This is a genomic window from Sphingomonas sp. Ant H11 (assembly GCF_000797515.1).
Classification (GTDB): Bacteria; Pseudomonadota; Alphaproteobacteria; order Sphingomonadales; family Sphingomonadaceae; genus Sphingomonas.
The window spans coordinates 1-20,280 of the sequence record NZ_JSBN01000020.1; the positions used below are offsets into that span (position 1 = coordinate 1).

Here is a 20,280-nt window from a genome sequence, read left to right on the forward strand (position 1 = left end):
AAGGCGCGGGTCGCCACCGGCCCGGGCGACGCCGGTGCAGTGGCAGGCGTTGCGGCAAGGGGCGTGGCGGTCGCCGAAGCGAGCGCGAGCAGCGAGACCAGTCGCATCAACGCGCCAGCAACACGGCACCGAGGCCGGCACCGCCCAGGGCGCAGCCCATACAAAAATCAGCGACGGTACCATCATCCCGCGCTTGACCGGCCCAGATCCGGTTTGGAGGTTCGGCGTGGCGACCACGTCGCCGGCGCGCAAGGGTGCCCCGGTCGACGCTGTGGCTGCCGCTGCCGCCGTTGCGTCGCGGCTGGCAACCACGCGGACGCGACTTGGTCGCTGATCATGACTCATGGTGATACGCCTCTTCCTTTATTGTTCTATTATAGAGGGAGCGTGTCGCCCGCAGTCGTCGCGGTGACACGCTCCGGAGACATCATGCGCCAACGTTTCGCCCGAGCCATTGCCGCACTGCCAATCGTGATCGCCAGCACCGGCGCGTCCGGCGGCGCGAGCGAGCCCGCCCACGCGGCACCGCAATATGTCGCACTCGACCCCTTCGTCGTACCGATCGTGGACTCGGATCGCTTGACCGGCAATTTGCGGCTCAAGCTCGTCCTCGACGCCGGAGATGCAGCCACTGCCGAGAAGATGAAGCTGCGCCTGCCGATATTGCGCCAGGCCGCGATGGGCGGCGCGATCGACTTTGCGCGCTTGCATGCGTCGCCTTTCTTGCCGGTCAATGCGGAACTGTTGGAAGGGAATTTGACAGCCGCCATGGCTGGCCCCGATCTCGGCCACGCGCGGGTGCTGATCACGGAGGTGTCGGCGACGAACGGCTGACCGGTTGCGCGGCGCGCACCGGCCCCTTTGTAACACCGGCAGCCGGCTTCTTCCCCGCATTTGCATTGCGGCGCGCCAAGGCCATGCTCAAATTGGCGGCCCCTTGCGGCGTCATGCTCGCCAAGATCAGCGCGGTCGAACGATCCCGCATTTTTTGTGCCACCTGCATCTGCACATCCATTTCGAGTTGTTCGAAAACAACTGCGGCACGGGCAGGCTTCATCGCCTGATAGATCCGCGCCAGATTGTCATATTGCGGTGCGCTCGGCGCGGCCGCGTCAGCGACGGCGGGCTTTGCGGCGGTCGCCGCCTCCTGTCGCGCGGCCATATCAGCTTTCAACCGCGCCTCCGCCGCGCGCGCGGCCTGTTCGCGCATGTCCAGCGCGCGGTTGCGCTTCTTGGTCGCGGCGTCGCGCGCGCAAGATCGCCCTGGATGGCGCTGCCCAAACGCGTCGGTTGCGGCTGATCCGCCAATGCTGGCAGCGCGGCGGTAACACCGTTGGCAAAGATCGACAGCCCGGCGCCATGGCGGTCATCACGAGCAATGAGGGGCGACCCATCAGGCGTCCGCCCCAATATAGGCCGCCAGAGTACGTTCGGCATGGGCGCGCTGGTTGGCGGCAGACGTTGCCTCTACGATCCTGTCGGCGGCAGCGTCGGCGATCTCGATGATGATCCGCAATTCATCGCTCAGCTTGCGGGCATCTTCCGAGCAGCGTCCATTGGCGGCAATGCCATGCGACAGCATCGTCTTCATTTCCGACAGCACGGTCTTCGCGCGCTCGGTCGAAGCGTCCAGTGCCGCCACAACGTCGGACAGCGGCGCATTGCGCATCGCCTTCAGGCTGCGCATCATCCGCACGCTCTGGATCAGGACCGCCGCACAGAACAGCGCGGTGGCGATATTGGTACAGGCGACGAAATTCATCATGCGCACTCCTGATACGGGCTTCGGGATATAGCGGTGATAAGGCGGACGGCCATCTTGCCGCTGCGCTGCCCGATCTGGGCGCGCCCGAGCGGAACGCCACCGCATCGCAGTTCCAGCGGCGTGTCCGGGCTCTGCGACAGATTGACGACATCCCCTACCGCAAGGCCACGCAATTTATCGAGGGACATCGCCGCTTCGCCGAGCACGACATCGAGCGAGATGTCGGTCTTGCTGATTTCGGAGACCATATGCTCTTCCCAAATATGGTCGCGCCCGCTCTTCTCGCCCATAAAGCGCTGCAACAACTTTTCGCGCACCGGCTCGAGCGTGGCATAGGGGAGCAGCATCGAGAATTTGCCGCCACGACCGTCCATGTCGACCCGGAAGGTCGCCACCGCGCAGATATTACTGTTTCCTGCGATGGCCGCGAAGCGCGGGTTGGTCTCGATCCGCTCCAAACCCATGGTGATTGGCTCGATCGGTGCGAAGGCTTCCGAAAAGTCGGCAAGCGCCAGATCCAGCATACGCGACACCAGCTTGGTCTCGATCGTGGTGAAGGCGCGGCCGTCGATCAATACCGGCGCACTGCCCCCGCGACCGCCGAGCAGGGCATCGACGACGGCGTAGATCAGGCCGGACTCGACCGTGACGAGCCCGTAATTCTCCCATTCGTGAATGTGGAAGACACCAATCATGGCAGGCAATGCAACGCGCCCTACGAACTCGCCAAAGCGCGTCGAAGTAACCTCCTCCAGACTGACCTCGATCGCGTCAGAGGTCAGATTGCGCATCGAGCTGGAAAAGGCGCGCACCACACGGTCGCACACCACCTCCAGCATCGGCAGCCGTTCATGCGCGATAACCCGCGATTCCAGTACCGCGCGCAGGCCCTTCTTGGCCTCTTGCGGGACACCGATATCGCCGAACATCGCATCGATGGCGGCTTGATCGAAAGTGCCGTCGCCCAATACCGCCCCACCCATGGGGACATCGGGAAGGTCGAATTCCTCGAAATCGTCGCTCATTGCTGCACCAGGTCTTCGATCAGCACGTCCTTGACCGATCCTTCCCCAAGCGCGCCGGTCGTGCGCACCAGCAGTTCCTCCTTCACGCGAAACACCGCTGCCGAACCGGCAAGGTCCTCCGGGCGCAATTCCCGCAGGAACGGCTGATACGCGTCGAGCACCAGCGGCAGGCCTGCCTTGATCGCGTCATCCTTCATCGTGCCGGGCACGAGCATGACGTGCACCTTCAGAAAGCGGGCCGCGCCGTCCGGCGAGCGGATGTTGACGACCATTGCCGGAATATCGACAAACTTTACGCCTTCTTCTCCACCGCCGTGCTTGGCCGCCTCGGCTTTGGCCGCCTCAGCTTTGGCTGCCTCCGCTTTCGGGTCGCTCTTGCCCCCCAACAGGAAGAAGGCCGCACCACCGCCTGCCAGCAGCAGCAAGACGATTGCCGCAACGATGATCAGCAGCTTCTTCTTGCCCGCCTTGGGCGCTGCGGGGGCCGCCCCCTCCTCGCCTTCTTCGCTCGTTGTGACGTTCGGTTCCGACAAGGCCCTAATCCCCATGATTGTTTCGCCGCGCGGTCAACCCGCTGGGCAATTCCATCCTATTATAGGATCAATGGGCGGCAATTTCTGCCTAGTGGTCCAGATCGACAAAGATTTTGAAAGCAACCGCTGATGGATGTCTCTTCCTATGTGCTGCTAAGCCACGAGCAGGCGTTGCGACGTCGGCTCGACGTTGCGGCGAACAACATGGCCAACATCTCGACCGTGGGCTTCAAGCGCGAACAGCCGGTATTCCACGATTATGTCGAGCATGCCGACCAGGCGGTGACCGAAGACGCGAAAACAACCGCATTCGTGCTGGATTACGGCGCAACGCACGACACTACGGCAGGTGCGTTTCAGGCCACGGGCAATCCGCTCGACGTAATGATCGACGGCCCAGGATATCTTGCGGTCGAAGCCCCGGGTGGGGCGACCGCTTACACCCGCGCGGGGCTAATCCATGTGCTGCCGTCGGGCGATTTGGGCACGATCAGCGGGCAGCGACTGCTCGGCGAAGGCGGCAAGCCGATCAATATTCCCCTAGAAGATGCCGGCAACCTTTCGGTTGCGGCCGATGGCACCGTGTCGGGAAAGACCGGCCAGCTTGGACGCATCGCGGTTACCGTCTTCCCCAGCGAAGCCGGCGTAACCCCGCGCGGGGACGGGCTGATGACCGCGACCGGCGGGCGCGAACTTCCGGCAGCCGAAACCAAGTTGCGCAGCGGTGGCGTCGAAGGATCGAATGTCCAACCGATCAGCGAAACCGCCGACATGGTCGAGATTTTGCGCGCGTACCAATCCAGCCAGCAAATGTCCCAGAGCATGACCGACATGCGCCGCAAGGCGATCGATCAACTCGGCAAGATCGGCTGATCCCCCACCCCACTTCCTTGAGTGAAAGGCCCATATCATGCGCTCTCTTTCGATCGCCGCGACTGGCATGCTCGCGCAACAGACCAACGTCGACGTGATTTCAAACAACATCGCCAACATGAACACGGCCGCTTTCAAACGGCAGCGCGCAGAGTTTCAGGACTTGCTGTATCAGGAGGTTTCGCGTCCGGGCTCGGCCTCCGGCGGCGCAGATGCGAAGATCCCGTCCGGCATTCAGATCGGCGCGGGTGTCAAAACAGGCGGCGTCTACCGGATCCTCGAACAGGGCGCGTTGACGCAGACCAGCAATCCGCAGGACGTGGCGATCCAGGGCAAGGGCTATTTCCAAGTCACGCTTCCCTCGGGCGAAACGGGTTATACGCGCGATGGCAGCTTCCAGATTTCCGACCAGGGCGAGCTGGTGACGCAGGATGGCTATGCCGTTCAGCCCGGCATCACGCTCCCGCAGGGTGCCGTGGATTTCAATATTTCCAAGACCGGCGAGGTTCAGGTCACCCTGTCGGGCAACCCCACCCCGCAAACGATCGGCCAAATTCAGCTTGCGTCCTTCATCAACGAATCCGGACTGGAGGCGAAGGGCGGCAACCTGTTCCTGGAAACCAATGCGTCCGGCAAGCCCACCGCCGCCAACCCTGGTGAGCCGGGTTTTGGTACGCTGAGCCAGGGTTTCATCGAAGCCTCGAACGTCAATCCCGTCTCGGAAATCACCGCGCTCATCAGTGCCCAGCGTGCCTATGAGATGAACAGTCGCGTGGTGAAGACGGCTGATGAAATGCTCTCCACTACGGCGCAGATGCGATGAGCACGCCCCTCGGTCGCGCGGCACTCTTTGCGCTGCTGGCGTCTGCGCCGGCCATCGCCTGGGCGCAGCCGCCCGAGGCGGTCCGGGTCGCAGTGCTCGACCATCCGATCGCGCGCGGCGACGTGCTGGCCCTGGCCGACTTTACCGAGGATCAGCGTCCTGCGGCACAGGCACGCATGGCGCTGCCGCCGCGCGATTGTGCCGGGCTCGAAGCGCGTCGCGCGCTTCCTTCGGGATCCATCGTCATGGCGTCCGACCTGATGCCGCAGCAGCTCGTTCGTCGCGGGGAGCCCGTGATGATCCGCGTGGTCAGCGGTGGCCTGACGATTTCCGCCAGCGGGCGTGCGCTTGCCAGCGGGGCGAAGGGCGAGATGGTGCGTGTCGTCACCAACACCACCAGCCGAACCCTCGACGGCATCGTCGACGGCACCGGTTCGGTCCGCATCGTCGCACCTTGAAGAACGACCCGATCCGCCTTCCACCTTCGGCCGAACCGAAAGAACCGCTATGAAAAAGACTCTTGCGCTGCTTCTCCTCGCCAGCACCCTCGCCGGATGCGGCATACCCGGTCGCCTGGCCAGTGTTGGCAAGGCACCGAAGCTCAGCCCCGCCGGTGCCGACGATGGCCCGGCGCTGGAGCCCTCGCTCTCGGCCCCGTCCGATCGGCGCGGCCAGGCCCGCGCGGCCACGACCCCGCCGCCGGCACCCAATGCGTCGCTCTTTCGCACTGGCGCGGGTGCGTTCTTCCACGACCAGCGCGCCTCGCAAAAGGGCGACATCCTGACCATCCGCATCAACATCGCGGACAAAGCGGACTTGGGCAACGCAACGACCCGCACCCGCGGCGGTACCGAAACCAGCGGCATCAGCGCCTTGTTGGGGCTACAGAACCCGCTGACCAAAATTCTGCCCGGGCAAGTCGACCCGTCGAAGCTGGTCGATACCAAATCCACCTCAGGCTATAACGGTGCCGGCACGGTTGCGCGATCCGAAACGATCAACATGACGATGGCGGCGATCGTCACCGATGTGATGCCCAACGGCAACCTGATGATCCGCGGGCGCCAGGAAGTGCGGGTCAATTTCGAAATGCGCGAGTTGATCGTAACCGGCATCGTCCGGCCGCAAGACATTGGTCGCGACAACAGCATTCCGCACACCCAGATCGCCGAAGCGCGCATCATCTATGGCGGCAAGGGTCAGTTGACCGACGCGCAACAGGCACGTTGGGGCCAGCAGATTTATGACGCGCTGTTCCCTTTCTGATATCCCTAATATTTTGTTTTATTTCTGATGCTTCCATCGCCGATTGGCTCGTTTTCCCGCGCGCGGGAAGGCGGGCCAATTGCGTCGCGATGACCATGGCCGCGCCTTCATCTTTTGGTAACCTTCAATAAATTGCCATTCGATTTTGGTAATCCAATAACTTTCCCAAAATGGAGAGGTGAGCGGCATTTCTCGCCGAACATCGCCGGGGTGGCGTCTAGCCCCAGGCCGCAGAATGCGGCTCTCAATCCTAGAAGGAAATTGCAATGAGCTTTTCGGTAAACACCAACGTCGGCGCAATGACGGCTCTCCAGAGCCTGAGTGCGACCGGCAAGTCCCTCGCGACGACCCAAACCCGCATCACGACCGGCCTGTCGGTTTCTTCGACCAAGGACGATTCGGCTTCGTACACGATCGCCCAGGGCCTTCGTGGTGACGTGGGTAGCCTGAAGTCGGTCAGCTCCTCGCTCAGCCGCGCCAAGAGCGTTGTTGACGTGGCAACTGCCGGCGCCGAGCAGATCTCGGATCTGGTCAACCAGATGAAGGCAAAGGCAACGACCGCCAGCGACACCGGCCTTGATGCCGCCAGCCTGTCCGCCAACGCGAAGGATTTCACCGCGTTGAAGGATCAGATTGCCACGGTTATCTCGTCCTCGTCGTTCAACGGTACGAACCTCCTGTCGAGCGTTTCGGCGGGCACCGTCAAGGCACTGCAGTCGACCGATACGACCGCAGCCACCCTCGACGTCGCCAACCAGGACTTCGAAACAGGCGTCACGACGGCGATTGGTGCCACCTTCACGACCGCTGCGGGCGCGAAGACCATGGTAACGACGCTCAACACCGTGTCCGACACGATCAACGCAAGCCTCAGCACGCTGGGTTCGGCTTCGCGCAAGATCGACAGCCAGATGACCTTCGTCAGCAAGCTGTCGGACACGATCACGACGGGCATCGGCAATCTCGTCGATGCGGATCTGGCCAAGGAGTCTGCAAATCTGCAGGCACTGCAGGTCAAGCAGCAGCTCGGTGTGCAGGCGCTTTCGATCGCCAACCAGGCACCGCAGGCGATTACGTCGCTGTTCCGTTAAGAGAGATCAGCGGCCGCGTATCTGGTCGCTGCACTGGGGTCGACGCGGGAAACCACGTCGGCCCCTTTTCTTTTTTACCCTGCGTTTCATCGGTCGCGGCGACCGAATGCGGGCGCGATCCCCGCTATAATGGAACAAGGATAACAGGAGTTTGAGCATTGTCGCTGCGCATTAGAGAGATAGCCGACGGGCTGGGCAGCAGGCTCCGTGTCACGGCCGAAGATCGCCATTCCGGCAGCCTGGTCATTCTGGAACGGGGCGACCTGAGCAACGGCACGCGTGCGCTGCTCGATCGCTATGGTGCCGAAGTGTTGCGCGCCTTTTTTGATGGCCGCACGCCTGTCCCTGTCGGGTGGGCTTCCCGACGAAATCGTCGGCGGCCCGTTTGCGACGCAATTCCGGCTGGTGGTCGACCCCGTCGTCAATCTGGCCCTGACTCAGGACGGGGGTCTCGTCGCCCTCGATATCCCGGCGTCCTTGTGGGACCGGCTGTATGCCGAGCTTTGCCTGATTTCGGCCCATACCAGCGAAGGGCTGCGCGCGCCCGCGCGATCGCCGCGCTACAATTAGCGTCGCGCGGCGGTTAGGCGGCACGCTGGTTTCGTATTTCACGATCGATCGCTAAGACTGCGGCCATGCTCCGCGCGTTCCTCCTCGCGATTGGCCAGCTTGGCGACCGCGCCTTTGCCGCCGTCTTCCTGAAATCCCTCGCGGTGACCCTGGCGCTGCTCACGGCGGCGGGAGGCGGGCTGTGGTATGGTGCAACCCGGCTGGCCGCATGGCTCGGCTGGGAGACGCATATGGGGGGGCTGCTCGGCGCACTTGCATTGCTCGCCGCGTTCGGGCTTGGCTGGCTGCTGTTTCGTGTGATCGCAATTGGCGTGATGGGCGTGTTTGCCGACGACATCGTGATTGCGGTGGAGGCCAAACACTATCCCAGCGCCCTTGCCACCGCGCGCACCGTGCCGCTAATGCGCGGTATCGCGCTTGGCGTGCGGTCGGCGCTGCGGGCGATCCTGATCAACATCGCGCTGGCCCCGATCTATCTCGCATTGCTCGCCACCGGACTGGGCACCTGGCTGCTGTTCTTCCTGGTCAATGGGTGGCTGCTTGGTCAGGATCTCGGCACCATGGTCGCCGCGCGCCACATTCCCGATGCGATGATGCGAGACTGGCGCAAGACCGGCGCGGTCGATCGTTTCGCGTTGGGGGTTGCGGGCACCGCCCTGTTCATGGTTCCCGTGCTCAACCTGTTCGCGCCGATCCTTGGCGCGGCGATGGCCACCCATCTGTTCCATGCGGGGCGAAACACATGAAGCTTCTTGGCGCTTTGACGGCGGGGCTGCTTGTCGCAGGCTGCGCGACCACTGGGGCACCAGCGCCCAGCACGGTGCGCCCGCCGCTCATCCCGATCCCGACTGGAACGGCCGGGCTTGACCATGTGCTGGGGACCAACGCCGCCAATCTGACGCGGATGTTCGGGGCCCCGGTCGCCGATACCCGCGAAGGCACCGCGCGCAAGCTGCAATTCGGCAATGCGACCTGCGTGCTCGACACCTATCTCTATCCCAAGGGCACTGCCGAGCCTGTCGTCACCTATCTCGACGCGCGCCAGAACGACGGATCGCCGATCGACCGCGCGAGCTGCGTCGGGGCGTTGCAGGCGGGACGACGGAAGTAGCGCGCGCCTAAGCCAGCCGCGCCAGCGCCCATCCCGCAGCTTCCGCCACCACGGCATTGGGATCATCAAGCAGCCGCGCGACCGGCGCGCGTAGCGTAGCATCGCCGCTATTGCCCGCCGCGATCAGGCAATTGCGCATCATCCGGTCGCGGCCGATGCGCTTGATCGGCGAGCCGGAAAACACCTGGCGGAACGCCGCGTCGTCAAGCGCAAGCAGATCCGCCAGCGCCGGTGCCGCCAGTTCGGCACGCGGCCGAAAGGCGCGGTTGGCATGCGCGGCCTCGGCAAACTTGTTCCACGGGCACACCGCGAGACAATCATCGCAGCCATAGATGCGGTTGCCGATGCTCTCGCGAAATTCGTGCGGGATCGGCCCGGCATGTTCGATCGTGAGGTAGGAAATGCAGCGGCGCGCGTCGAGCCGGTACGGTGCGGGAAAGGCATCGGTCGGGCAGGCGCGCTGGCACGCGTCGCACGAGCCGCAGCGGTCGCGCTCCTGCGCCTCCTCCGCACCGAATTCCGCCACCTCCAACGTCGTGTAGATCGCCCCCAGAAACAGCCAGCTTCCCTCGTGGCGGCTCACCAGATTGGTGTGCTTGCCCTGCCAACCGAGCCCTGCCGCCGCCGCCAGCGGTTTTTCCATGACCGGCGCGGTATCGACGAACACCTTGACGTCGATGCCCGGCACCTCCCCCACCAGCCAGCGTGCGAGCGCTTTCAGCGCGCGTTTGACGACGTCGTGATAATCGCCGCCCTGCGCATAGGTCGAAATCCGCCCGATGCCACCTTGCCCGGCCAGCGCCAGCGGATCGCGCGCGGGGGGCGTAGCTCATCCCCAGCGCAATGACGCTGCGCACCTCGGGCCACAGGCCAGCGGGGGATTCGCGGTGATCGGCACGCGCCTCCATCCAGATCATCTCGCCGTGCCGCCCCTCGGCCAGCCACTGCCGCAGCCGCGCCGCCGTCTCGGGCGCGGCATCGGCGGAGGCGACACCGCAAGCGGCGAACCCACATTCGGACGCCTTCGCCACCAGGCGGGCATGGAGTGACTTGTCGAACTGCACCACCACCCGCTACCACGGGCACTGCCCAACAGGGAATTGGGCTGGAACAGGGAATTGGTGTTGGGGCAGGAATTCGCGGTCCGCGCATCGGGCCTGGTCAAGCGCTTCGGCGACCGGCGCGTCGTCGACGGGGTCGATATCGCGGTGCCAACGGGTACGATCTACGGCGTGCTCGGCCCCAATGGTGCGGGCAAAACCACCACGCTGCGGATGCTGCTCGGCATTATCGAGCCAGATGGCGGGACGCGCACGCTGCTCGGCCATGATCGCCCGCGCGACGCCAGCGACCGCGTCGGCTATCTGCCCGAGGAACGCGGCCTGTATCCCGCGATGCGCGCCAAGGATGCGATCGCCTTCATGGGCGCGTTGCGCGGGCTCGATCTCAAGACCGGGCGCAAGCGCGCGGTGGCGCTGCTCGAAGCCAACGGACTTGGCCATGCGGTCGACACCAAAATCCGCAAATTGTCGAAGGGCATGGCGCAGCTCGTGCAATTGCTGGGTGCTGTCGTGCACCAGCCCGATCTGCTGGTGCTCGACGAACCCTTTTCCGGGCTCGACCCGGTCAACCAGGAACGGCTGGAGGCGCTGATCCTCGCCGAGCGCGATCGCGGGGCAACAGTGCTGTTTTCCACGCATGTGATGGCCCATGCCGAGCGGCTATGCGACCGGCTCGCGATCATCGCGGGCGGCAAGCGCCGCTTCGAGGGCACCGTTGCCGAAGCGCGCGGACTGCTGCCAATGCGTGCGCATTACGTGCCCGAACGCGACGATGCCGCCATCGCCGCGCATCTGCCGCAAGACGCCATGCATGATGGGCAAGGATGGCATTTCGAAGTGCCAGATGGCGGGGTCGAGCAAGCGCTCAGTCGGCTGATCGGCGCGGGCCACGGCATTGCCGGGCTCTCGATCGAACGCCCCGGCCTGCATGATGCGTTCGTCCGCATTGTCGGCAAAGCCGCCCTGGAGCAAGGCCAATGAGCAAGCTGCCGCGCATCATCCGCCAGACCTTCACCATCGCCCGGCGGGACTTTGTGGCGACGGTGTTCACCCCCACCTTCCTGCTGTTCCTGCTCTCGCCCTTGTTCACGATCGGCTTCGGCCTGGTCGGCGGGATGGGCGCGTCGAGCGTGGCCAGCGGATCGACCGACAAGACCCGCATCGTCGCGATCGTCGCCCCCGCACAGCAGGCGGCGATGCGCGCCGCCGACGCACGGCTGCGCGCGATGTTCCCGCGCGGGGATCGTCCCGCCACGCTGACGCTGGAAAATCCGACGGCGACCCGCAGGCACAGCGCGCGCGGCCTTCACCGTGCGCAAGGGGGCGGATGTCTCCGCCGCCTTGTTCGGCGATCTTGCCCACCCGACGATCCTCTACGATGGCCAGGGGCGCGGCGATGCGCGCTATATGGCGGCGCTGGCCGAGGCGACGCTGCGCACCAATCCTGCGCAGACCGCGCCGCTCAGCACCGCGACGCTGACCTCGATCGCGCGCATCGCGCCGACCGAGGGCGGGCACAAGCAGGCGGCGTTCATCGCCGTTATCGGCATCTTTTTCCTGACGCTGCTGCTCGCGGGCCAGGCAGTCGGCACGATGATGGAGGAACGCAGCAACAAGGTGATCGAGGTGCTCGCCGCTGCCGTGCCGCTGGAAGCGGTGTTCTTCGGCAAGCTGCTCGGCATGTTCGGGTCGGCGCTGCTGTTCGTCGCCTTCTGGGCGACTTTGGTCAGCCAGGTCGGTGGCATCCTGCCCGCGCAATATGCCGGCGCGATCGGCCAGATCGGCCCGGCGGTGGGCGTGCCGATGTTCTTCCTGCTGTTCTTCGCCTATTTTGCAATGGCCTATCTGCTGCTCGGTGCGGTGTTCCTCGGCGCGGGCGCGCAAGCCTCGACCCCGCGCGAATTGCAGATGCTGTCGCTGCCGATCACCATCATCCAGGTCGCGATGTTCGGGCTCGCGCTAAAGGCAATCGGCGCACCCGAGGCTGCAACGACGCGCTTTATCGAGCTGTTTCCGCTGAGCTCGCCTTACGCAATGGCGGCGCGCGCGGCCGACAAGCCCGACCTGTGGCCACACGCCGCCGCGCTTGGCTGGCAGGCTTTGTGGGTGGCGATCGCGATCACGATCGGCGCGCGTGCATTCCGGCGCGGCGTCCTCAAATCGGGTAGCGGAGGACCGCTGTTCCGACGGCGAAACCCTGTTGACATGAGTGTCAGTTAGGGCTTTTCTCTCTCCATAAAAAGACAGGAGAGTGATGATGGCGACTCTGGCACCCGAAGCACCCGTGCGCGCGGTCGATCCGCTCGATGTCAGCCGTCCCGAACTCTATCGCGACGACGTTTGGCAAGCACCGTTCCGCGAGTTGCGCGCGACATCGCCGGTCCACCGCGTCGAGCATTCGGACTTCGGCCCCTATTGGTCGGTTTCCACCTACAAGCCGATCATCACGGTCGAATCGCTGCCCGATCTGTATTCGTCGCAGGCCGGCGGCATTACGCTCGCCGACTTCATCGAAAATAACCCGACCGACGTGCGGATGCCGATGTTCATTGCGATGGACCGTCCGAAACATACCGGGCAGCGCCGCACCGTCGCCCCTGCCTTCACGCCTTCCGAAATGGTGCGGATGAGCGACAATATCCGCACGCGCACGTCCGAAATTCTCGACTCGCTCGACTGGAATACGCCGTTCGACTGGGTCGATACCGTTTCGGTGGAGCTGACCACGCAGATGCTGGCGATCCTGTTCGATTTTCCGTGGGAGGAACGCCGCAAGCTGACCTTCTGGTCGGACTGGGCGGGCGACATCGAGCTCGCCAAGAATGACGAACTGCGCCTCGAACGGCTGAAGCACATGTATGAATGCGGTGCCTATTTTCAGAATTTGTGGAACGCCAAGGTCGGCAAGGATCCGACCCCCGATCTCATTTCGATGATGATCCATTCCGACGCGATGGCCGAGATGGATCAGATGGAGTTTCTCGGAAACCTGATCCTGCTGATCGTTGGCGGCAACGACACCACCCGCAACACCATGAGCGCGGTCGCCTACGGTCTCGACCAATTCCCCGACCAGCGCGCGAAGCTCGAGGCCGACCCATCGCTGATCCACAATGCCGTGCAGGAAGTGATCCGCTGGCAAACGCCGCTCGCGCATATGCGCCGCACCGCCACCGCCGATACCGAATTGGAGGGGCAACAGATCAAGGCCGGCGACAAATTGGCCTTGTGGTATCTGTCGGCCAATCGTGACGAGAGCGTGTTCGAGAATGCCGACCAAATCATCGTCGATCGTGCGAATGCGCGTCGGCACTTGGCGTTCGGGCACGGCATCCATCGCTGCGTTGGCGCACGCCTCGCCGAATTGCAGGTTTCGGTGTTGCTGGAAGAGATGGCCAAGCGGCGGATGCGCGTAAACGTGCTCGGCGAGCCCGAGCGCGTTGCCGCCTGTTTCGTCCATGGCTATCGCAAGTTGCCGGTCGAGATCAGCCGGTACTGACCGCGCGGACGCGTGGACGTTGCCCCGCGGCCCAGCCGAACCAGGCGACCGCAGCGCCCGCGACCAGGCCGGTGAGCAGTAACGGTGCCACCGGCAACAGCGCGAGCGAGCGATAGGCCGCGTCCCAGCCATAAGTCGCGCCGAGCGTGTCGAACACTATCGTCTGTACCAGCAGCACCGCACCAGCGACCGCAAAGGGTTTGCCGTGGCGCGGCGCGCTGACATAGAGCCATGCGGTCAGGGCGAGCGCCACCACGCTCGACAGGCGCACCGACCAGGCGAACAGCGCGAAATCGTGCGGGCCGTGAATGACCAACCCCGGCACGAACCCAGCGAATACCCGGCCGACAATCGGCATGATCAGCGGCAGAGGCGTCGCGAGCAGATACCGCGCGTGCAACTGCACTCGGCCGCGTTCGGCCAGCGCGTGGTAATAGAGATAGCCCAGCAGCAGCGTCGAAATGAGATCCATCGTCGCGAGCCGTGCGCCATAAATCTGGTAGAAGGGGTCACCTGCGGCGGTTGCGGCGGCCATGCTCCAGATCACCCCCGCGCTGCCGGCGAAAAACACCGGAAAGAGCACGAGGCTCGCCATCCCTCCACGGCGATGCAGCGCCATCTGCCGCGCATGCGCCGACCAGCTTTGCACGCCGAGCAGGATCAGCCACAAGGTCGCGCTGATGCCGTGGAGATGAAAGCCCCAGGGTGCCTTTGCCAATATCGAAAAATAGCCCGGCCAAAAGCCGAGTACGGTCAACGCGAGCAGGGCGGCGAGCCAATACGGCGCGTAGCGGAACGGCATCGGTTTTCCCCCGCATGCCCCCGCATGCCGACCGGAGGATGCAGATCGGCATCTGCCGAGTCAAACCATCATTGCTCAGTTCGGCTTGGCGATCGCTTCCGCTACCACCGGCTCGCCCGCGCCTGAGCAATCGCCATTTTCTCGCGCGATTGCCGCTGGCTTCTTGCGGCCCATCGTCCAGTTGGCCTGCATCCGCACGCGTGGATTGGGCGCGCACCAGATTTCACCGGTCTCGTTGATCGCGGTGACCCAGATGAGGTTATGCTCCTGGCCGTAATCGATCACGGCGAAGGCGTAGCCTGCGCCCTTGTCGAGGACATGCACCGGAAGCGGCGGATCGAGTTGCTGCATCGTCATATGCCAAAAGCGCGCGAGATTGCAGGCGGTTCCGGGCGCAGTGCATCCATCGGGGGAAAGCTGCGTAACTATTGTGTCGCCGCGCACGTATAGCCACATGACGCCCGAAAAGAGGACCCTATCGATGCCCGCCCTGATGCCCCACCGCCGCCAATTCCTCAGCCTCGCAGGTACCGGTGCTGCCGCGATTGCTCTATTCGGTTGCAAGGGAGCCACGGCGAGCGCGCCCGAGCAGTTCGAAGTGGTGCTGAGCGATGCCGCGTGGCGGAAGAAGCTCTCGCCCGCCGCTTATGTCGTGCTGCGCCACGAAAGCACCGAGACGCCCTTTACCAGCCCGCTCAACAGCGAACATCGTGCGGGGGTGTTCTCTTGCGCGGGATGTGCCCTCCCCGCTTTCTCGTCGAAAACCAAGTTTGATAGCGGCACGGGCTGGCCGAGCTTCTGGGCACCGCTGCCCAATGCCGTGCGCACCCGCGCCGACGGTTCGCTCGGTTTCACGCGGACGGAGGTGCATTGCCGACGCTGCGGCGGCCATCTTGGCCATGTGTTCGATGATGGCCCGCAACCGACGGGCAAGCGCTATTGCATGAACGGCGTGGCGCTGAGCTTTACCCTCGGCAAAGCGTAACGCCGGGCCGCAGCGCGGCGGGTTGGCGGCTTAGAAGCGCGCCGCCCCCTGGCTGAGCGAGGCCAGGATGATCGGGGCCTTGGCGGTGCTGTCGATTGCGTCGTCGCCCTGGTCGTTCAGGGGCGCATGTTCGGCATAGATGAAGCCCTTGGTCGGATAGGCCGAGGTGCCAAGGCCACCCTGCGGGCCGTACCAGACCTTAACCCGCGTCCAGTCGCCCTTTTCCGAAATGTCGATCGCGCGGACATCGCGCTCGACACCGCCGCGACGCGACCAATTGGCGTGGGTCAACAGGACTTCGCGATCGCTGACCACTTCGCTGACCATAGCAACATGGCCGAGGCGCATGTGGCTGGTCGAGGCAAAAGCGAGCACGGCACCGACCTTGGGGGCATGGCCGCGCGCATAGCGACCGGCGGCCTGGCCCCACCAGGTGTTGGCATTGCCGCGGATCTCGATGCCAGAAATCATCCGTGCATAAGGCGCGCACTGCCAGAACTGGGCCATCGCTGGGGTCGCCGTCATCAGGGCGCAAGATACCACCAGCGCAAAACGCGCTGTCAAAGTCCGGATTGTCATGTGACCCCCTCAGGTCGCGATGAATTCGTTGAGTGTCTCAAAGCAGTTCATAGCGGGGTTGGAAACCCCGCCACGCGGCGAACGGAACCATTTCCGACGAAGTGAGTTTGTCGCACGATGGGTGGCTTTTCGCCGCTGCCGAAACAGTGCTTTTGGATGATGCCCGCTCGCCAACGGACCAGCACTCGGCTAAGAATCGGCCATGAACCGCAGCATCCTGGTGATCGCCCTGCTCTTGACCGCTTGCTCGCGGGAAGGCGCGTTCAGCAACGATCCGTCGCTTTATCAGAGCAATACCACGACCCTCACCCCAGGCGTGCAGGCCGTGCGTGTCGGTGACGGCGGCCCGGCCTATCCGGCCTGCGCCAGTTCCGGCGTGGTCGTGAACGTGTCGCCCGAAGGCGAGGCCTATCTGCCGCTCCGCGCCGCCCCCTTTGCCGAGGCGCAGGAAGTCGCCCGGCTTGGCGAGGGCGCGAAGCTGTTCCTGTGTCAGCGCTCGCTCGACCAACGCTGGCAGGGCGTGGTGGTCGCGCCGACCGATTCCCCGCAACTGGATTGCGGGGTAGCGGCCACGCTGGCCAATGCGCGCCCCTATGCGGGGCCATGCAAATCGGGCTGGGTGTTGAGCAGCTTCGTCCGACCCGTAGCGGGTTAACCCCGCGCCGCCGAAACCAGCCGCGCATCATGGTCCGCGCGCCCGAACGGAAAACGCGCATAGCAAAGCCCCGCCATCCCGTAAAAGGCGAGCTCCAGTGCGATAAACACGATTGTCAGCCGGTCGAGCGTCTCAGCCGGCACCATCCCGGGGCGCGCGCCTTGCGGAAACTGCGCAAACGCGAGGATTGCGCCGGCCAGGAAGATGCCGAGCCCGCCGACCAGCTTTTGCACGAAAAACCCACCGGCAAAGAACACGCCTTCGGATCGTTTGCGGTGCGCACTTCGGATTCCTCGACCACGTCCGACAGCATTGCCGCGCCCAGGATAAAAGCTGAAACACCGCACGCGGTGTTGGCCGCAAAGATCGTCAGCAACACCGGCAGCAGCAGTGGTGAGCCCGGCTCTGGAAACCAGCCCGCCAGCCGCAGCACATAAGGGGTCACCAGCAGCACGGCGGCACCAAATGACGCGATCATGCCGATGCGCGGCTTGTCGCCGCCCCTGGTCAGCGCGGGGGCCAGGAAGAACGCCCCTACTGCCCCGATCATCAGCGCGAGCGACAGCCAATTGAAATCGCGGCCCGCAAATTGCCAGACGAACTGATACATATACGTTGATAGCGCGAACGACACGCCTTGCGCGGTATAGGCGAACACCCCCGCCGCCATCAGGATCAGAAAGCCGCGATTGCGGACGGTCCGGAGAAAATCGGCAAAATGCTCGGCCAGCGTTTCCTGCGATTTCGGGATTTGCGGTAGCAGCGGAATTTCATGGTGTAGCCCGATCGACGACACCACGATCGATACTGCCATCACCACCGCCGCCAGCGTCGCCATGCCGGCATAGCCATTGCGGTTGAGAATCCCCACCGGATGCGTCGCGTCGGGCACCAGGAACACGCCATAGGCCAGCGCCAGCATCGCCAACCCGCCTCCCCAGCCGAACAGATAGCGATAAGAGAACATCCGGGTGCGCTCGTCATAGTCCGAACTGAGTTCGGGCCCGAGTGCCGAGGACGGAATCTCGAACGCCGACAAGGCGATCCGCACCAACAGCGCACTGCCAAATACATAGAAGCCAAGCGCCGCGTGCGACCAATGCGGCGGGTTCCACAATAACAGCCAGCCAATCGCCACCGGCAGTGCCGAGGCATACATCCACGGATGCCGCCGCCCCCAGCGCCCTCGCGTATGATCCGACAGATAGCCGACCAGCGGATCGACAAACGCCTCGACCACCAACGCCGCCATGATCGCCACGCCCACCAGTCCGGCGGGCAAGCCGATCACCTGATTGTAGAACAGCAGCAGGAAGGTCGCGAAGCCACTGTCCTTCACCCCATAAGCGATCGAACCGAGCCCGAACGACCAACGGCTACGCGCGCCGAGGCGTCGCGCCGCCGGGATCGCGAGCGGCGGGGTCACGCGGTAAACGCCTCAAGGCTGGAAAAGAGCGACGGCGTCTTCGGGTCCCAACTGTGACGCGGGCCGATCGTCATGCCGCCATCGACGACGATATGCGTACCGGTCACGAAAGCTGCGTCCGCGCTGGCCAGATAGGCGACGGCGGCGGCGATGTCGTCGGCGGTGCCCGCGCGCTGCAAGGGCTGCGCGTGCGCTGCGACCTGTTCGATCATGCCATTGGCCATCACGCGCTTTTCGCCCGAAATGCCGAGTGCCGAGGTGAAGATGTTGGTGGTGATGAAGCCCGGGCACACCGCGTTGACGCGGATGTTATGCTGCGACAGGTCGGCGGCGGCAAGCGTCGTCAAATGCAACACGCCAGCTTTTGCGACCGAATACGCGGTCGGTGCTGCGCCGGTCTGGAGTGCTGCGATCGACGACGTGTTGACGATCGCCCCGCCCTTGCCGCGCGCGATCATCAGCGGGGCGGCATAGCGGATGCCCATCGCGACCGAGCGCAGCAACAGGCTTTGCGTGCGATCCCAATCCTCGGGCGAAATCGCGTCGATCGTCTCGCGCGCGCCGCCCGCCCCGGCATTGTTGAACAGCACATCGATGCCCCCGGCATCGTCCGCCGCCTGTAGCAGGGCGGCGATATCGGCGACCTCGGTCACGTCGGTGCGGAGAAAATGGATGCGCCCGTTGGAGGTTTCGGCAAGGTCCTGCCCGCCGGCGACATCGACATCGCCGATCCACACTTCCGCCCCTTCGCGCACCAGCCGCAGCGCGGTAGCACGTCCAATTCCTGAGGCTCCGCCGGTGACGACGGCGCGCTTGCCCGCAAAACGCATCTCACTCTCCTGTGTTTTTGTCACCTTAGTACGGGTCATGGGCCGGTCAATCCGTGCTGTCGTGGTATTTTTGGAATTTCGGGTTTGGTGCGGCCTTGCGACGATCCCGGCATTTCCCTACCACTGCCGCCAAGCCCCGTTTCGCAATGATGGCGCAGAGAAGAGAGATCATGGCACTCGACCCCGAAACTTTCGACGCGCTGATCGAAACCGTGCGGCGCTTCGTCGCGGAGCGGCTCCGGCCGCTGGAGGGCGCGGTCGAGGACGCCGACGCGATCCCCGCCGACATCGTCCGCGAAATGCGCGACATGGGCCTGTTCGGGCTGTCGATCGCCGAAGACTATGGTGGCCTTGGCCTGACCATGCTGGAAGAAGCCAAGGTCGCGATCGAGCTTGGCCGCACCACCCCCGCCTTCCGCTCGACCTTCGGCACCAATGTCGGGATCGGCTCGCAAGGGTTGGTGATGGCGGGCAATGCCGCGCAAAAGGATACGTGGCTGCCGCGCATCGCAAGCGGCGAGATCATCACCAGCTTTGCGCTGACCGAACCCGATGTCGGCTCCGATTCGGGTGCGGTGAAGACGCGGGCGACCTTCGACGGCCAGTCCTATCGGCTGAGCGGCACCAAGCGCTACATCACCAATGCCGACAAGGCCGATCTGTTCACGGTAATGGCGCGGACTGGCGACGATCCCGGCGCGCGTGGCGTGTCGGCGTTTCTGGTGCCGCGCGCGCTGGCTGGCGTCAGCGTCGGCGAGCCTGAAAAGAAGATGGGGCAAAAGGGCGCGAAGGTCGCGACGTGCATTTCGACGACGTCGTGGTGCCGGTGGAGAACCGGCTCGGGGCCGAGGGCGAAGGCTTCAAGATCGCGATGCGCGTGCTCGATCGCGGGCGGCTGCACATTTCGGCGGTGTGCGTCGGGGTGGCCGAGCGGCTGATCGCGGATTGCGTGGCCTATGCAACCGAGCGCAAGCAGTTCGGCAAGCCGATTGCCGAGCATCAACTCATCCAGGCCATGATCGCCGACAGCAAGACCGAAGCGCTCGCCGCGCGCGCGCTGGTGCTGGAGACGGCGGCGGGCAAGGATGCGGGCAAGGACGTCGTCATGGAATCGGCGGCGGCCAAATATTATGCGAGCGAGATGGTCGGGCGTGTAGCGGACCGCGCGGTGCAGATCTTTGGCGGGGCGGGCTATATCGCCGATTACGGGATCGAACGGCTGTACCGCGACGTGCGGCTGTTCCGTATTTACGAAGGCACCAGCCAGATCCAGCAACTCATCATCGCACGCGAAACGATCAAGCGCGGGGGGTAACCACTCTCCCTCTCCCCGCAGGCGGGGAGAGGGCAAGCGAGCGAAGCGACGCGCGGGAGAGGGGCAGTGCG

Annotated in this window: 22 protein-coding genes and 3 pseudogenes; 15 read left to right on the forward strand and 10 right to left on the reverse strand. The window is 64.4% G+C overall.

The genetic code is table 11. The features are described from left to right. The first annotated feature begins 429 nt into the window (after positions 1–429). Positions 430–834: a flagellar basal body-associated FliL family protein gene (locus tag NW75_RS05240; RefSeq protein ID WP_033964179.1), complete on the forward strand. Its 405-nt coding sequence runs from the start codon at positions 430–432 to the stop codon at positions 832–834. Here the strand turns inward: NW75_RS05240 and NW75_RS25965 are convergent. The 4 genes from NW75_RS25965 to NW75_RS05260 form a co-directional block, all read right to left on the reverse strand. Then, entirely contained in the window at positions 806–1,210 is a 405-nt protein-coding gene (locus NW75_RS25965; RefSeq protein ID WP_231564971.1) for a MotE family protein, read from the reverse strand. The two genes, NW75_RS05240 and NW75_RS25965, sit on opposite strands and share 29 nt — an antisense overlap. Positions 1,211–1,393: 183 nt before the next feature. Further along, entirely contained in the window at positions 1,394–1,765 is a 372-nt protein-coding gene (locus NW75_RS05250; RefSeq protein ID WP_126848011.1) for a DUF6468 domain-containing protein, read from the reverse strand. After that, positions 1,762–2,790 (reverse strand): flagellar motor switch protein FliM, encoded by a 1,029-nt coding sequence (gene fliM / locus NW75_RS05255; protein WP_033964161.1) that lies wholly within the window; start codon positions 2,788–2,790, stop codon positions 1,762–1,764. Before fliM ends, NW75_RS05250 begins: the two co-directional genes overlap by 4 nt. Continuing rightward, on the reverse strand, positions 2,787–3,338 hold the full coding sequence (locus NW75_RS05260; protein WP_052192238.1) for a flagellar basal body-associated FliL family protein: 552 nt from the start codon (positions 3,336–3,338) through the stop codon (positions 2,787–2,789). The genes fliM and NW75_RS05260 overlap by 4 nt, the downstream gene beginning before the upstream one ends. Positions 3,339–3,452: 114 nt before the next feature. Between NW75_RS05260 and NW75_RS05265 the strand changes: the two genes are divergently transcribed. From NW75_RS05265 to NW75_RS05300, 8 genes are all read left to right on the forward strand, one after another. Further along, on the forward strand, positions 3,453–4,196 hold the full coding sequence (locus NW75_RS05265; RefSeq protein WP_033964162.1) for a flagellar hook basal-body protein: 744 nt from the start codon (positions 3,453–3,455) through the stop codon (positions 4,194–4,196). Positions 4,197–4,233: 37 nt separating this feature from the next. Beyond that, positions 4,234–5,019, forward strand: a complete 786-nt coding sequence (gene flgG / locus NW75_RS05270) for a flagellar basal-body rod protein FlgG (RefSeq protein ID WP_033964163.1) — start codon at positions 4,234–4,236, stop codon at positions 5,017–5,019. Then, the gene (gene flgA / locus NW75_RS05275; RefSeq protein WP_033964165.1) at positions 5,016–5,477 is read left to right on the forward strand and encodes a flagellar basal body P-ring formation chaperone FlgA; all 462 of its coding nucleotides are present in this window, start codon (positions 5,016–5,018) and stop codon (positions 5,475–5,477) included. The genes flgG and flgA overlap by 4 nt, the downstream gene beginning before the upstream one ends. A gap of 49 nt (positions 5,478–5,526) precedes the next feature. After that, positions 5,527–6,285: a flagellar basal body L-ring protein FlgH gene (gene flgH / locus NW75_RS05280; RefSeq protein WP_033964166.1), complete on the forward strand. Its 759-nt coding sequence runs from the start codon at positions 5,527–5,529 to the stop codon at positions 6,283–6,285. 266 nt (positions 6,286–6,551) lie between these two features. After that, positions 6,552–7,376 carry a flagellin gene (locus NW75_RS05285; protein ID WP_033964167.1) on the forward strand — a complete coding sequence of 275 codons (825 nt, stop codon included), beginning with the start codon at positions 6,552–6,554 and terminating at the stop codon, positions 7,374–7,376. Positions 7,377–7,703: 327 nt separating this feature from the next. Next, positions 7,704–7,946: a hypothetical protein gene (locus tag NW75_RS25970; RefSeq protein WP_231564972.1), complete on the forward strand. Its 243-nt coding sequence runs from the start codon at positions 7,704–7,706 to the stop codon at positions 7,944–7,946. A gap of 65 nt (positions 7,947–8,011) precedes the next feature. After that, positions 8,012–8,692 carry an EI24 domain-containing protein gene (locus tag NW75_RS05295; protein WP_033964169.1) on the forward strand — a complete coding sequence of 227 codons (681 nt, stop codon included), beginning with the start codon at positions 8,012–8,014 and terminating at the stop codon, positions 8,690–8,692. Then, positions 8,689–9,057, forward strand: a complete 369-nt coding sequence (locus tag NW75_RS05300) for a hypothetical protein (RefSeq protein WP_033964170.1) — start codon at positions 8,689–8,691, stop codon at positions 9,055–9,057. Before NW75_RS05295 ends, NW75_RS05300 begins: the two co-directional genes overlap by 4 nt. Positions 9,058–9,064: 7 nt before the next feature. On the opposite strand, the pseudogene queG reads toward NW75_RS05300, so the two are convergent. Continuing rightward, positions 9,065–10,127 (reverse strand): annotated as a pseudogene (gene queG, locus NW75_RS05305) (tRNA epoxyqueuosine(34) reductase QueG). Between the two features lie 48 nt (positions 10,128–10,175). On the opposite strand from queG, the gene NW75_RS05310 reads away from it, so the two are divergent. The 3 genes from NW75_RS05310 (at position 10,176) to NW75_RS05320 (ending at position 13,617) form a co-directional block, all read left to right on the forward strand. After that, a complete protein-coding gene (locus tag NW75_RS05310) occupies positions 10,176–11,099 on the forward strand; it encodes an ABC transporter ATP-binding protein (protein ID WP_033964172.1) in 924 nt (307 codons plus the stop codon). Between the two features lie 330 nt (positions 11,100–11,429). Further along, on the forward strand, positions 11,430–12,338 hold the full coding sequence (locus NW75_RS05315) for an ABC transporter permease (protein WP_331386005.1): 909 nt from the start codon (positions 11,430–11,432) through the stop codon (positions 12,336–12,338). Positions 12,339–12,375: 37 nt separating this feature from the next. Continuing rightward, positions 12,376–13,617: a cytochrome P450 gene (locus NW75_RS05320; RefSeq protein ID WP_033964182.1), complete on the forward strand. Its 1,242-nt coding sequence runs from the start codon at positions 12,376–12,378 to the stop codon at positions 13,615–13,617. Here NW75_RS05320 and NW75_RS05325 read toward each other — a convergent pair. Then, positions 13,604–14,419, reverse strand: coding sequence for a hypothetical protein (locus NW75_RS05325; protein ID WP_033964173.1), 816 nt, complete (start codon positions 14,417–14,419; stop codon positions 13,604–13,606). The two genes, NW75_RS05320 and NW75_RS05325, sit on opposite strands and share 14 nt — an antisense overlap. A gap of 75 nt (positions 14,420–14,494) precedes the next feature. Further along, positions 14,495–14,776, reverse strand: a complete 282-nt coding sequence (locus NW75_RS05330; RefSeq protein ID WP_033964174.1) for a hypothetical protein — start codon at positions 14,774–14,776, stop codon at positions 14,495–14,497. Between the two features lie 136 nt (positions 14,777–14,912). On the opposite strand from NW75_RS05330, the gene msrB reads away from it, so the two are divergent. Then, on the forward strand, positions 14,913–15,404 hold the full coding sequence (gene msrB / locus NW75_RS05335; RefSeq protein ID WP_033964183.1) for a peptide-methionine (R)-S-oxide reductase MsrB: 492 nt from the start codon (positions 14,913–14,915) through the stop codon (positions 15,402–15,404). Positions 15,405–15,434: 30 nt separating this feature from the next. Here the strand turns inward: msrB and NW75_RS05340 are convergent, their stop codons facing one another. Further along, a complete protein-coding gene (locus tag NW75_RS05340; protein WP_033964175.1) occupies positions 15,435–15,983 on the reverse strand; it encodes a CHAP domain-containing protein in 549 nt (182 codons plus the stop codon). A 202-nt stretch (positions 15,984–16,185) separates the two neighbouring features. Between NW75_RS05340 and NW75_RS05345 the strand changes: the two genes are divergently transcribed. Continuing rightward, positions 16,186–16,638 carry a hypothetical protein gene (locus NW75_RS05345; protein ID WP_033964176.1) on the forward strand — a complete coding sequence of 151 codons (453 nt, stop codon included), beginning with the start codon at positions 16,186–16,188 and terminating at the stop codon, positions 16,636–16,638. Here the strand turns inward: NW75_RS05345 and NW75_RS05350 are convergent. Beyond that, a pseudogene (locus tag NW75_RS05350) lies at positions 16,635–18,064 on the reverse strand (MFS transporter). The gene NW75_RS05345 and the pseudogene NW75_RS05350 sit on opposite strands and share 4 nt — an antisense overlap. Further along, positions 18,061–18,894: an SDR family NAD(P)-dependent oxidoreductase gene (locus NW75_RS05355; protein ID WP_033964177.1), complete on the reverse strand. Its 834-nt coding sequence runs from the start codon at positions 18,892–18,894 to the stop codon at positions 18,061–18,063. Before NW75_RS05355 ends, NW75_RS05350 begins: the two are co-directional and overlap by 4 nt. 170 nt (positions 18,895–19,064) lie before the next feature. Here NW75_RS05355 and NW75_RS05360 point away from each other — a divergent pair. Beyond that, a pseudogene (locus NW75_RS05360) lies at positions 19,065–20,209 on the forward strand (acyl-CoA dehydrogenase family protein). Positions 20,210–20,280: the final 71 nt, after the last annotated feature.